The sequence below is a fragment of the Enterococcus sp. LJL128 genome, assembly GCF_056924295.1.
In genome coordinates, this window is the sequence record NZ_JBXPBP010000007.1 from 1 (window position 1) to 12507 (window position 12507).

General features: G+C 36.8%; 14 protein-coding genes. 2 read left to right on the plus strand and 12 right to left on the minus strand.

The features are described from left to right. Window positions 1-133: 133 nt before the first annotated feature. Window positions 134-1339, minus strand: a complete 1206-nt coding sequence (locus AC1Z3K_RS09980) for an aminoacyltransferase (RefSeq protein WP_461732629.1) — start codon at window positions 1337-1339, stop codon at window positions 134-136. A gap of 298 nt (window positions 1340-1637) precedes the next feature. Between AC1Z3K_RS09980 and AC1Z3K_RS09985 the strand changes: the two genes are divergently transcribed. Then, a complete protein-coding gene (locus AC1Z3K_RS09985; RefSeq protein ID WP_461732630.1) occupies window positions 1638-2168 on the plus strand; it encodes a hypothetical protein in 531 nt (176 codons plus the stop codon). Window positions 2169-2242: 74 nt separating this feature from the next. Here AC1Z3K_RS09985 and AC1Z3K_RS09990 read toward each other — a convergent pair whose 3' ends face one another. The 11 genes from AC1Z3K_RS09990 to AC1Z3K_RS10040 all read right to left on the minus strand — a co-directional run bounded on the left by AC1Z3K_RS09990 (window position 2243) and on the right by AC1Z3K_RS10040 (window position 11567). After that, entirely contained in the window at window positions 2243-3055 is an 813-nt protein-coding gene (locus AC1Z3K_RS09990) for a hypothetical protein (RefSeq protein ID WP_461732631.1), read from the minus strand. An 82-nt stretch (window positions 3056-3137) separates the two neighbouring features. Then, window positions 3138-3950: a hypothetical protein gene (locus tag AC1Z3K_RS09995; protein ID WP_461732632.1), complete on the minus strand. Its 813-nt coding sequence runs from the start codon at window positions 3948-3950 to the stop codon at window positions 3138-3140. A gap of 18 nt (window positions 3951-3968) precedes the next feature. Continuing rightward, window positions 3969-4751: a hypothetical protein gene (locus AC1Z3K_RS10000; protein WP_461732633.1), complete on the minus strand. Its 783-nt coding sequence runs from the start codon at window positions 4749-4751 to the stop codon at window positions 3969-3971. A 202-nt stretch (window positions 4752-4953) separates the two neighbouring features. Then, entirely contained in the window at window positions 4954-5760 is an 807-nt protein-coding gene (locus tag AC1Z3K_RS10005) for a hypothetical protein (RefSeq protein ID WP_461732634.1), read from the minus strand. Window positions 5761-5773: 13 nt separating this feature from the next. Next, window positions 5774-7252: a hypothetical protein gene (locus AC1Z3K_RS10010; protein ID WP_461732635.1), complete on the minus strand. Its 1479-nt coding sequence runs from the start codon at window positions 7250-7252 to the stop codon at window positions 5774-5776. Further along, window positions 7245-7589, minus strand: coding sequence for a DUF3958 family protein (locus AC1Z3K_RS10015; RefSeq protein ID WP_461732636.1), 345 nt, complete (start codon window positions 7587-7589; stop codon window positions 7245-7247). The genes AC1Z3K_RS10010 and AC1Z3K_RS10015 overlap by 8 nt, the downstream gene beginning before the upstream one ends. 2 nt (window positions 7590-7591) lie before the next feature. Further along, window positions 7592-7909, minus strand: coding sequence for a TIGR04197 family type VII secretion effector (locus tag AC1Z3K_RS10020; protein ID WP_461732637.1), 318 nt, complete (start codon window positions 7907-7909; stop codon window positions 7592-7594). Window positions 7910-8147: 238 nt separating this feature from the next. Beyond that, window positions 8148-8663 carry a QueT transporter family protein gene (locus tag AC1Z3K_RS10025; RefSeq protein WP_461732638.1) on the minus strand — a complete coding sequence of 172 codons (516 nt, stop codon included), beginning with the start codon at window positions 8661-8663 and terminating at the stop codon, window positions 8148-8150. 369 nt (window positions 8664-9032) lie between these two features. Beyond that, window positions 9033-9980, minus strand: coding sequence for an Mn/Fe ABC transporter substrate-binding lipoprotein EfaA (gene efaA / locus AC1Z3K_RS10030; protein WP_461732639.1), 948 nt, complete (start codon window positions 9978-9980; stop codon window positions 9033-9035). Then, window positions 9981-10826, minus strand: a complete 846-nt coding sequence (locus tag AC1Z3K_RS10035) for a metal ABC transporter permease (protein WP_461732640.1) — start codon at window positions 10824-10826, stop codon at window positions 9981-9983. It abuts the gene before it with no gap. After that, the gene (locus tag AC1Z3K_RS10040; protein WP_461732641.1) at window positions 10827-11567 is read right to left on the minus strand and encodes a metal ABC transporter ATP-binding protein; all 741 of its coding nucleotides are present in this window, start codon (window positions 11565-11567) and stop codon (window positions 10827-10829) included. Window positions 11568-11850: 283 nt separating this feature from the next. Between AC1Z3K_RS10040 and AC1Z3K_RS10045 the strand changes: the two genes are divergently transcribed. Further along, complete coding sequence (locus AC1Z3K_RS10045) at window positions 11851-12288, plus strand: universal stress protein (RefSeq protein WP_461732642.1); 438 nt, start codon at window positions 11851-11853, stop codon at window positions 12286-12288. Window positions 12289-12507 lie beyond the last annotated feature (219 nt).

Below are 12507 nucleotides of genomic sequence, written 5' to 3' on the forward strand. Positions count from 1 at the left end.
TAAAAGCACGCTCCTTTTGATTTGGTTTAGTCACTTTAATCTTACACGGTTGCGTGCTTTTTGTGTACCCTAAAATCAAAAAAGTAGGACAATAATCAGATTTTCTTCTGACTATTGTCCCACTCCCATCTTTTTATTTTTTCCCTTTTTTCAGCTTATATGCGTACTCGCTAGCTTTAAACAACAGCTTATTCACCGGCAAATCAAACTCACCGATAAACTCATTGATTGTAGGATTAAAATTGGACTTAAACTTAATCAGTCCATCGTTTAAACTACCTTCCAAGCCGCCCATATTACAAGACTCACAGCCTCGTTCAAAGCACTCGTTAATCGCTTCATACCAAGTCAGATACGCCGGCATATAGCGCTTATAACGGTCATCCATTCCAGCATAAAGAATTTCACTAGTTGTTCCAAAGGTAATCGCCAGTGCACCGGCAACTACTGCTTTTTCACCTGAAGCAGCAATATTCTCCTCCAGCTCAGCTAATTCCCTCGTTAATGAAAATTCCAGCTCTTCCAGATTATGACGTTTTTTGACCTGATTTTCCTTCAGATTTGCTAAATCTTGCTGATTCTTATCGTGACGAGCCTTCGTTTCGTCATAGCGAGCCTTCAAGTCCACCTCAGCCAGCATAATAAAGGATTGCTCAGGATAAATATTCAGCAGTTTCTTAAAGTAGTCGCCGTCACGCAAGGATATCTGCTGACGTTCAGTCGTTAGCTGAATCATTTTAGCAAAGTCCTCGACCAATTCTACATGTCCCATACGAACTGTTACACCTTTTTTCTGTGCCTGCTTCATCATTTTCCGAGTGCTTTTAGATAGCTGTTCTTCACTGAAATCAGCTTTATAAATATTCGCCTGAAAACGCGGCTGAATCGTTGCACTCATCTCCATTGTCAGCCCCTGATATTTTGCTCCCGCTTGTTCTAAATTTGTTATGACCTCTTGGGCTAACGGATTAGGAATTTCTTCCCGATCCATTTGAATATCTTTATAGATAATCGTCGGATCCATTTTCGCAAATAAAGCCCGCTTTTGCTTGCCAAGCTTTTTTAAATTATCCATGAAGAACTGAACCAGTTCTTTATTTGAGTAATCCATGATTGGACCTCGCGGCGTATACAGCATTGAAAATCCAGCCGGCAATGGTCGCACCAATACCAGACTAGAGGCCACAAGCTCCCCTTCTTTATAAACACCTACAATTTCGGAACCCCAATTGTCCTTAACCTTAGCCCATGAAGCGGACTGCAGCAGGTTACACAATGGATGCCCCTGAACAAATCGGTCATGTTCAGTTGGATCAATACCTATTTTAAATTCGTACATTTGCTAATCCCCTCTACTTCTTCTTACCCATTACCTTATCATAAACTGCCAGTCGGAAAAAGTCTCTCTTCCGCTAGATATTATTCATTCACTTATCAGCTGCAGTCATAAAATAATAGCTTTTTTTACAGCCGCTAGAAACGATAATCCACAGTCATTAATTTTAACCCTTCCCATGCTCTTTGTAAAGAATTGAAAACATTCTTTCTCCAAATAAGAGCTTTAACTAGGCATTTTTAGGTTATCACATCGACTATTATCCAGTATAATGAAAGGAGAAATAAAAAGGAGACGATGTATGAAAATAAAAGGAAAAATAAAAATTGTTGTAATGGTTGTAGTTGCTTTAGGCGCACTTCTCTTTGTTATGAATCTCAAAAGTCCACCAAAAAACAGCCCAAAATCAATCCCTGAAATCACCTATCCAAATATCGATAAACAGATTACTATCCGTTTCGGCAGCAGCAGCGTTTCTACTTGTTTCATTCTCACTGAATCTGAAGAACAATGGCTATTAACAATGACCTTGTTTAATGGTGGGGTTTCACAAGAGGAGACAATAATTATTTCCTCAAAAGACTATGAAAAACTTGAAGCTATTTTTGATAAATATAAGATTTGGTCTTGGAATAACTTTGATGAATCAAAGCAAATGGATGGCTCTCACGGCTTTACTTTAGAAATCATTGAAGACGAAAAGCAACTCTTACGAGCACATGGCGACGGAATTTATCCGGAAAATTACATGGCCTATGAAAAAGAAGTCTCCAAGTATTTAAATAGTCTTTTTATTGAGCAGGGAATTACCACAAATTCCAGAAATGTCTAATACTGAACTAGTACTGTAAAGTAATATACGTAAAAAAACTTGAGAAAATTTTCTCAAGTTTTTTTTGTGAACAATCATTCTACTTCCTGATTAGGCGTAAGCAAAACCGTTATCCGCTCATTCTGCATGGCTTCCTCGACTACCTTATCTAGTTCTCTTTGATTAATAGGCTCTGGTTCCTCACCTTCCTTTGGTGCATACGTTCCAGTTAGTACCACCCCATAATCGAAGTATTCCATATATTCCTGATAGTCGAAGCTTTCCATTGATTTTCCCTTGTAGAAGGCCATTTCTTCTTCTAAAGAAATTGTTTTATTGCTGCGATTCACTCGTAAATTGGGGCGAACAGATTTATCAGAGTATAATTTAAACCCTTCTTCAGTCTCAAAATACTTACCATAGTCCCAGTAACAAATATAGCCTAGCTCTTCAAGATAGTCTTCTACCTGAGAAAAATCATTGTTTAACTCCGTTTCATATACATACTTATTATCTATATAAGCAAAATAATGAGCAAGTATATGGTTACGCAGTATCCTAACGCCTTTATCTTTTTTAGTATTTCTCAAAACTGAATAATTATTCAGCCGTTGCTCTTGTCCATACTCATTAAATGTGAAGTAAAGTACAGGAGTATTCGAATAATCTTTTTCCCAACCGTAGTTAGCTAAACTATCATGAAAATCAAATACTTCCTCAAAATACAAAAAATAATCCTTAACCTCCTGCTTCTTTCCCATCAATGGCTGGATATAAAAAATATACTGACTTCCCCCAACAATCAGAGCTAGCAAAATACCTACGATTATTAGTCCTTTTTTCTTATACTTCCGAAAGACAAAAAAGATTAATAGAATCAATATAGCTAAATATAGACTTATAACCATTTGACCTCTTTCTTGTTGCCAAATTTGTAAGATAAAAATAGACCAATTTATTGTTTTCTTCATCTCATGATAAGAAATAGAGTTATTCCTGCTCACCAAATTCTTTCAGAACAATTTCTACCCGTTCATTCTGCATGGCTTCCTCTACTACCTTATCTAGTTCTTTTTTATTAAGAGGCTCTGTTTTTTCTTCTAATGATGAATAATAACCTATAAGGACTACTCCGTAATCAAAATATTCCATATATTCCTGATAATCAAAATCATTCATCGACTTATCTTTATAAAAGCTCATTTCTTCTTCCAAAGAAACTGCTTTATTCCTTCGGTTAATTCTTACATTAGGTTGAATAGATTTATCTATATATAATTCATAGCCCTCACTTTCGTAAGGCTGATAAATTCCTCCATCAAACCCACACTCATAACCTTTTTCTAAAAAGTACTCTTTAACCTTTGAAAAATCATTTCCAGCAGTTGTATCATAAATAAAATGTTTCATTACATACGCTGTATAATGTGGATAAACAAGATTTCTTAAGTGTTTTATTCCCTGCTTTTTTGGATAGACTTGTTCACTAATCGAATCAGCTGTTAAGCTATGTGTACTCCCATATGCTTCAAAAGTAAACCTCAACTCTGGTTTCTTAGTATAATCATCTTCCCAACTATAGTTATCTAGACTATCATGAAAATCAAAATTCTCTTCAAAATAATTAAAATAGTTCCGTACCATTTCCTTTTTTGCATTCAATGGTTCTACATGCATAAAATAATAGTAACTACCCACAAGAAAAGTCAAGAATACACCAATAGTTAGCAATATTTTCCATTTCTTTTGTTTAAGTAAAAATATAAACAACAACAATAATACTACAATAATGATTACTTCCATAAATACCTCTTTCAGTTACTACTCTGGTTCCTTAGGTGTAAGCAAAACCGTTATCCGTTCATTCTGCATGGCTTCCTCTACTACCTTATCCAGTTCTCTTTGATTAATAGGCTCTGGTTCCTCCCCTTCCTTTGGTGCATACGTTCCAGTTAGTACCACTCCATAATCGAAGTACTCCATATATTCCTGATAGTCAAAACTTTCCATCGATTTTCCTTTGTAGAAAGTCATTTCTTCTTCTAAAGAAATAGTTTTATTGCTGCGATTCACTCGTAAATTTGGGCTTATAGAAGAATCGATATACAACTCATTACTATCTACTGTGTCATAAACCTCTTGATCCCATTTCAATTCATAACCTTTATCAGCTAAAAATTTTTTAACGTTAAAAAGATTGTTTTCCAGACTATTCTCAAAAGAAAATTCATTTATTATATATGCGGAATAGTGTGAAAAAATATGGGTTCTCAAACGTTCAATACCTACACTTTCTTTTGTAGTATCATTTAATGACTGATTAATTAAACTCCATTCTTTATTATATGCTGAAAACTTAAATATTAATGTTGGGGTTCTCCCATTACTTTCCCCATAAGTGTAGTTTTCTTTCTTGTCAGAAAAATCAAATTTTTCTTCAAAGTAATGAAAATAGCTATCTATTCTATTCTCATTACTTATTTTCATATAATAAGTTACTAAGAAAATGAACACCGCTGAAATAGCTATAACTGATAGACCAAGGGTTAAAAGACATTTTTTTAAATCCTTCTTCAACTGATAAGTTCGATTAAAAAAATTCATTTATTGTCTCCTTAATTATCAAAGTTTTTTCAGCTACTTATTCTTCATAAGACTCAAGAAAAAATCGTTATCTATTTATTATGATCAATATAGCTAAATATAGACTTATAACCATTTTACCTCTTTCTTATTTCCAAATTCGTTAGATAAAAACAAATCAGTCTACTATTTTCTTCATCTCAACTTATTAAAAATAGAGTTATTACTGTTCATCAAATTCTTTCAGAACAATTTCTATCCGCTCATTTTGCATAGCTTCCTTTACTACCTTATCTAGTTCTTTTTTATTAAGAGGCTCTTGTTTTTTATCTTCTAATGGTGAATAGTAACCTATAAGAACAACTCTATAATCAAAATATTCCATGTATTTCTGATAATCAAACTCTTCCATTGACTTTCCTTTATAGAAGTTCATCTCTTCCTCTAAGGAGACCTTTTTATTACTACGGTTGATTCGGATATTCGGCTGAATCGATTTATCTATATATAGTTCATAACCCTCATTCTCTTTAGGAAAATAAATCATTATATCCAAGCCACATTCATAGCCTTTCTCTGAAAAATACTCTTCAACCCTCAAAAAATCATTTCCAATTTTTTTATCATAAGCAAAACGTTCGATTATATACGCTGCATAATGATAATATATATGATTTCTTAGTACTCTAATTCCAGATTCTTTTGGAAGTGTCTTAACTGCACTATTTGTTAAATCATATTCATTTCCGTACTCTTCAAAAGTAAATCTTAACTTTGGTTGCTTAGTCCGATCGTCCTTCCAACCATAGTTATCTAGACTATCATGAAAATCAAAATTTTCTTCAAAATAATTGAAATAGTCATTAACCATCTCCTTTTTTTTATTCAAAGGAGCTACATAAATGAAATAATAGTAACTCCCCCCTAGAAAAGAGATAACTAATCCAATAATTATGAGACCTTTCCATTTATACTTTATTAGCAAATATATAAACAACAGTAAAAACATTGCTATAATGATTGCTTCCATAATCTTTCTCCTTTTAGTAAGTATAATATGATGCTGCTTTTGGAAGATTTTTGAGATAATATTTCTCCCCCCATGAACTCACAACAAATTGTTGTCTCTCCTTATCGTATCCTGTTATTATTACTGTATGGAAATACACATTACCTGGATCATCTTCCTGATTTGAAGATAACAAATGCATTGACTCTACTAAACACGTCATAGTCACAACTTTTCCATTCTCAAGCTGACGATTTATTGCTTCTGAATTTAATGTAACCATTTTTCCAACACCATGAGCAATAGGTTCCGAAGGTACATTAAATTTTTCCCCTTCTATTTGATCCCCATGTTGAAGTGCATAATCCTTAATATTGGAACAAATAGCTCCTCCCAAAGAACCATCATATGGAATTTTTATCTGCTTATCAGTAAATGGTAAGCTTCGCATATCGTTTTCTAACGCATAAAATGATAGTAATAACTCATCAAAATTAACTCTTCCATATGAATCATAATAGTCAATACCATATTTCTTTTTAAATTCTTGTTCATTTCCATAGTGCTTCAATAAAATAATATTGGTTGCAGCAGCATAGCCACAACCCTCACTATTTAATCGAGAAAAGTAATCGAATAATTCTTCCTTAGTTCTTTTTACCCCTGTCACCCGTTCTGCCATTGCTAAGAGTTCTTCTATATCTTTTTTAGCTGCCTGTCGAACTTGGTCATTTCGTCCATCTGTTTCAAGCTTTAATAACTCCTCCAATCGAGCCGCCAAGCTCCCCTGATCCGCACCAAACTTTCCTAACGTATCTCCAAAAACTTCCTCTTTCTTAAACTTCGTATCCCATTTTCTATTAATGACGTTAATCCAATAGTTTGTTTCCAAATCAAAGCCCTGACCATTCCAGCCACCAGATCCTAACGTACCGTCGTCGTTCATCCCAATAGAGGTTAATGCAGTGGTCATTATGCTTATTTCTGAGTTTACGCTTGAGAAATAAGAAGTTGATTTTGCTTCAAAATTTAACAGCTTCTCCAATTTTTTCTCTAGTTCATTCACCTTGTCCTGATTGTTCCCAATCATTCGGTTGATAATTCCCATGCCAATCCCCAGACTATCAAACTTTTTATCTTCCTTCTTCATTGCCTGCAGCTTTGTTTTCTCACCCTTCCAGGCATCCAGACGGCTTTTTGCTTCTGTAATTTCCCGATCAAGCTCCTCTGAATCTAGGGAATCACTGCCTACTTCTGCTAGATAGCCTTCTGTATATTCTTTGTTTGCCGTTTCCACAGCTTCCCCCAACAACTCCAGTCCTTTGGCTAAAGCAGGATAAACCTCGCCCATATAGCTTTTTATTGAATCAAAGGCTGCCCCGCTTAGACCAACAGCAATCCCCATTCCTGCTCCAGCAGAAGCCAAACCGCTAGTTGCACTTTGTACCTTTGAAGCATAGCTGACAATCCCGCTGGTTTGTGTTTGCTCCTGACCAATCTCCATCTTAACCATGTTTTTCCTCCTTTTCAGCTTCCAACCGAGCCTGATAATACAACTCTGATTCTTCACTTTCTAAATCCAGCTGTTCTTTGACCAGCTGTTCTCGTGCCTCTTCCAAATCGCCCAACAGTTCTCTTCCTAATTGTTGATTTTCATAACTCAAATCCTGTATATGGCTGCCTGTCTCACTAGTTGGAAACATTTCCGTCAACCGCTGGTCCTGACGCAGCTCTGCCCTACAAAGAGACTCAATTCGTTCCATCTGTTTGGATAACTGGCGTTGCCTGTCTTCATTTTCTTCCAGCTGCAGGCGAACTTTTTTTTGTGCTTTCGCTATTTTTTCCGTCATCATCAGCTGCCTCCGAAATTCTTGCCTGGTCCAGGCAAATCAATCATTGACTTCTGTATATTCTGCCCCATTTTCTGATCTTTTCTGACAAAGGTGCTTACTATGCTTTGGACACTGCTTACATCTCGAAGAACCGCCGCCTGTACAGTTTCCGTGTATCGTTTTAGTGTTTCTACAGATTTCTTTGCCTCAGCATTGCCGCTGATTGTTGTCTCACTGGAAAACGTGATTGGTACCGTAATGTCCAGCTGATCAGCCGCCTGTGACAGCTTGGTTGCCTGATTCTGTGCTTCCAAGGGATTAACATTTAAATTACTCATTGTTTCCACTCCTTTTTAATTCCGTAATCGCCAGCAACAACTAACTCGTTGTAATAATAGTATAGCATAAGGCGCATTCTTCATGATTTATTTTTTGAATAAACACACATCTCTTTAGACAAATTTTTTCAGCAGACTGTCCCTCTATAAATCCTCATTCTGAACAACTAAAAAACCAGCTATATACTAGTCTCAATGACTGTATATAACTGGTTGAAATCATTTCCTGATTTATTGTTTAGGTTCTCGCTTCAAAATGGACCTTTTTGTCTACATAGTACATAATCGGTGCTGAAACTGCCATTATTATCAGTTCACTTAAGGCTAGGAATAAATAGGTTTCCCAAAAGCCTTTGTCAGCAGCCCCCATATTCATCAGCATTAAGGCAATCAATGCCATAGATACGGTAAAGAATATAGTATTTAGTACAAGCAGGGTTTTCTTATCCTTAATAAAATAGGAAAGAATAGCTGTTAGTCCAAGTGACAGGAAGGTTTGTCCCCCTCCGTAAATCACATCTACAATTCCAAAACCGCCGTAGACGAAATTAAAGATAATTACGCCGCCTAAGACGCCCCACATCAGCTTTTTGTTAAACACAACTAGATGATTCAGGCTTTCTGAAATTCTGAATTGAATCGCTCCTGATGCAAAACCAAAGGATAGCATGGATAAAACGATATACGCTGCTACGATCATTGCATTAAGAGTTAGTACTTTTACTTTATTGCCGGTTGATACAGATGATTGCATTCTATCTCCTTCTTTCTCCGAGTTTTTTTACTGGGGATGGTTGATGAACCCAGGCAGCCAAGCTTTATCTGCATTAGACCCTTTATATCTTCTGCTAAATAATAATTGGCAACAGTGCTTATTGTAGACGCGATAGAGGGGTTTGTCAAATCCTGTTTTTCAAGTAAAATGAGCCCGGGAGATCTGGTACACACCCTTTAGATAGAACGCTGAAATAGAAAAATGTCTGTTTGTTAGGATGCGCACCCTTCTCCTCTACCTCATGCCTCTTCTTATTTTTATAAATAGTATGCATTTCTGGCGCAAACTTTTTATGCATGACTGAAAAAGTCAAAATCTCTTATACTGCTACAATGAGTCTTACTTTTTTTATTTCTCAGACAAACCCTCATGGATTTTCTCAAGATTCCACTTCATCATGTCATAGTACGTATCCCCATTTTCTCCTTTTTCAGCTAACGAATCAGTAAATATTTTGCCGAAGATAAGCAATTCGGTTTCTTTGGCAAGACGCTCCATACTTCTTGAATCGACAGAAGTTTCTACAAATAACACGGGGACTTTAGAAGCTTTAACTGTATCAATGATTGTCTTCATCTGATCTGGCGTTCCTTGACTTTCCGTATTAATTTCCCAGATATAGGCTGCTTTTAACCCATATGCTTTGGAAAAATACTTAAACGCTCCTTCACTCGTCACCAGCAGCTTCTTTTCTTCAGGAATATCGGCAAATTCTTTTTTCCCTTTCTGATCTAATTCGTTCAACTGATTGAGATATTTTTCTGAGTTTGCCTGATATTCAGCAGCGTTCGTTGGATCTTTTTCAACAAAAATCTGCGTGATGGCTTCTACATAAGCAATGCCGTTTGTGATATCCAGCCAGGCATGGGGATCTTCCTGACCGCTGTCTGCTCCGCCGCTAAGATACAGCGGTTCTACTTGTCTGCTGACCGCAAAGTAATCTTGATTTTCTTTTTTCTTTGCGGTCTCCATCAGCTTTTCAAACCAGCCATTCCCAGTTTCAAGATTTAAGCCATTGTATAAGACAACATCTGCAGTGCTGGTCTTTTGAATATCCTCCGGCAAGGGCTCGTATTCATGGGGATCGGTTCCCACGGGGACGATGCTGTGCAGCTCAATATGACTGCCTCCGACTTGCTCAGCCATATCAGCCAAAATAGAATTAGTCGCAACTACCTCAAGCTTCGCTGATTGCTTTGTTTCTTCACTCTTATTTTCATTAGCTGTTTTACTTCCGCAGGCACCTATGATAAAGAGTACACCTGTCAAAGTCAGCCATTTCATTATTTTTCTCATTTATCGTTGCTCCCTTCTCCATTCAGACAGCAGTCCTTTACTCGGTGAGAATAAAAAGGTCAAAATAAAAATCGCTGCTGCTGTTAAAACAATCGTCGCTCCTGAAGGCAAATTATAGCTATAGCTGAAAAACAGCCCTACAATCGAACTTATTACACCGATTAGGACGGATAGCCCAATCATTTTTGGCAGACTATTCGTCAGCTGATAAGCAGCTGCCGCTGGTGTAATCAGCATCGCAATCACTAAAATTGTTCCTACCGTCTGCAGCGAAGTCACCGCAACTAAAGTCAATAAAAACATCAGCAGGTAGTTAATCAAGCCCACATTCAGACCATAGGCCTGCGCCATCGTGGGATCAAATGAAGTGATTTTCAGTTCCTTATAAAAAAGCAGCACAGCCAGCAAGACAACCACTCCTACCCCAGCAGTCAGATACATATCAGAATCCCGAACGGCTAATACATTCCCAAACAAGATATGATAAAGATCTGTTGCACTTTTCGCAAAGGAAATTAGAATGATACCTAGGGCAAAAAAGGAACTAAAAACAATTCCTATTGCGGTGTCTGTTTTTAATCGGCTGTGTTTGGTCACAAAGCCAATCAGCGAAGCAGAGAACAATCCGAAAACAGTTGCGCCAATAATATAACTAGAGCCGAGCAGGTAGGAAACCGCTACACCCGGCAATACTGCATGAGAAATTGCATCTCCCATCAGAGACATCCCCCGTAAAATAATGAAGGAGCCGATGACACCGGCAATAATTCCCACTGCAACGGATGTAAATAAAGCATTTTTCAAAAATTGATAGTTTACCAGTCCGTCAATAAAATTTGATAGCATTTATTTTCCTCCCAACTTCAGCATTTCAGCGATTTCTTCCCCATATGCCTGCTTCATATTTTCTAAAGTGAAGACTTCTGCTACAGGTCCGGCGGCTATCAGCTCTCTATTAAGTAAAATCACCTGATCAAAATAGTCCTGAACCTTATGCAAATCATGATGGACAATCATCATCGAAATCCCTTCATCCCTTAATTGCTTTAACAGCTGAATAATTATTTTCTCGCTTGCTGCATCAATCCCTGCAAAGGGTTCATCTAGAAAAATCCACTCTGCTTCCTGTGCCAATGCTCGAGCGATAAATACCCGCTGCAGCTGGCCGCCTGACAGCTCGCTAATTTGATTTTGTGCAAAATCTGTCATTCCGACTTTTTCCAGACATTTCCAAGCTAGCTGCTTTTCTTTTTTTCCAGGACGTTTAATCATTCCTAGTTTAGGATAGGTTCCCAATAAAACGACATCGATTACACTAATCGGAAAAGCTAAATCGATATTTTGCCGCTGCTCCACATAAGCAAAACGCTCCAGATGTTTCTTAATCGGCTGCCCCAGATACGTACTTTTGCCGCTTAAGGCTGGAATCAACTGGAGAACCCCTTTTAAAAAAGTTGATTTTCCGGCACCATTTGGTCCTAGAATTCCAGTTAACTGCTCTTCCTTTACTACGACATCAATCGCTTCTAAAGCAGTTCTATTTTTATAAGTGATTGTTAAATTCTCAATGACTAAATTCTTGTCCATTTAGCTTCACCTCTTTTTATTTTTAGGCATACCTAACTTTTTAACCATTCTAATACATCTTGCTTTTTTTATCAACTAAAAAATAGCGTTTCAGCTTTTATTTAGAAAAGGCTACTTGCCCATACATATGATTATGACTTCCAATATAACCACGGTCTTCCATTTCTTTTTACTTTTTGTTCATGCTATACTTAAGGTGAACCAGAGAGCTCCTATGCTAGATAAGTTTAAGATTTTGTCGTTATTTTCAATGCCTTAGTCTATGAAGAAGGAGATGCTTATTATGCTGAAAAACTATGAACGAATTTTAGTTGCTGTGGATGGATCCAAAAATGCTGAACTCGCTTTAGAACACGCTGTTGATATCGCTGCTCAAAATCAAGCGGCGCTGTATATTTTGAGAATTATCGATGAACAGGCAATCAGTCATAGCTCCTTTGCTTTTTCTAAAGTTATGGAGGAAGAAAAAGAATTAGCTGAAAATGAAATGGAGCAGCACCTTACTTATGCTGCTCAACATGATTTATCAACTGTTACTTCGATTATTGAAATCGGCAATCCGAAAGAGTGGGTTGCTACACTCATACCAAATGAAGAAAATATTGATTTACTTGTAATTGGTGCAACTGGGAAAGGTCGCCTCAGCGAAAAAACCGTTGGTTCAACAACGACTTATGTTGTGCAAAATGCGCCATGTACCGTTCTTGTCGTAAAAGAATAAACAATATTCATGTCAGCAGCTAAGACCTGTCTGAAAATTTTTACTACTAAAATTTTCAGACAGGTCTTAATTAATTGCTGTTTTTTTATAAATAACTGTTGGATAGTGATATTACTGAATTTACAACTATGAATTTTTTTAACTTAGTTATCAATAAAAAAAGTCTGGAATAAAACGAAAGATTCGTTTTGTTCCAGACTCTAAATTCGAAGAAGCACT

Coding starts and splice junctions, on each gene's coding strand:
- AC1Z3K_RS09980 (WP_461732629.1), bottom strand. CDS start 1,339: ATGTACGAATTTAAAATAGGTATTGATCCAACTGAACATGACCGATTT.
- AC1Z3K_RS09985 (WP_461732630.1), top strand. CDS start 1,638: ATGAAAATAAAAGGAAAAATAAAAATTGTTGTAATGGTTGTAGTTGCT.
- AC1Z3K_RS09990 (WP_461732631.1), bottom strand. CDS start 3,055: ATGGTTATAAGTCTATATTTAGCTATATTGATTCTATTAATCTTTTTT.
- AC1Z3K_RS09995 (WP_461732632.1), bottom strand. CDS start 3,950: ATGGAAGTAATCATTATTGTAGTATTATTGTTGTTGTTTATATTTTTA.
- AC1Z3K_RS10000 (WP_461732633.1), bottom strand. CDS start 4,751: ATGAATTTTTTTAATCGAACTTATCAGTTGAAGAAGGATTTAAAAAAA.
- AC1Z3K_RS10005 (WP_461732634.1), bottom strand. CDS start 5,760: ATGGAAGCAATCATTATAGCAATGTTTTTACTGTTGTTTATATATTTG.
- AC1Z3K_RS10010 (WP_461732635.1), bottom strand. CDS start 7,252: ATGGTTAAGATGGAGATTGGTCAGGAGCAAACACAAACCAGCGGGATT.
- AC1Z3K_RS10015 (WP_461732636.1), bottom strand. CDS start 7,589: ATGACGGAAAAAATAGCGAAAGCACAAAAAAAAGTTCGCCTGCAGCTG.
- AC1Z3K_RS10020 (WP_461732637.1), bottom strand. CDS start 7,909: ATGAGTAATTTAAATGTTAATCCCTTGGAAGCACAGAATCAGGCAACC.
- AC1Z3K_RS10025 (WP_461732638.1), bottom strand. CDS start 8,663: ATGCAATCATCTGTATCAACCGGCAATAAAGTAAAAGTACTAACTCTT.
- efaA (WP_461732639.1), bottom strand. CDS start 9,980: ATGAGAAAAATAATGAAATGGCTGACTTTGACAGGTGTACTCTTTATC.
- AC1Z3K_RS10035 (WP_461732640.1), bottom strand. CDS start 10,826: ATGCTATCAAATTTTATTGACGGACTGGTAAACTATCAATTTTTGAAA.
- AC1Z3K_RS10040 (WP_461732641.1), bottom strand. CDS start 11,567: ATGGACAAGAATTTAGTCATTGAGAATTTAACAATCACTTATAAAAAT.
- AC1Z3K_RS10045 (WP_461732642.1), top strand. CDS start 11,851: ATGCTGAAAAACTATGAACGAATTTTAGTTGCTGTGGATGGATCCAAA.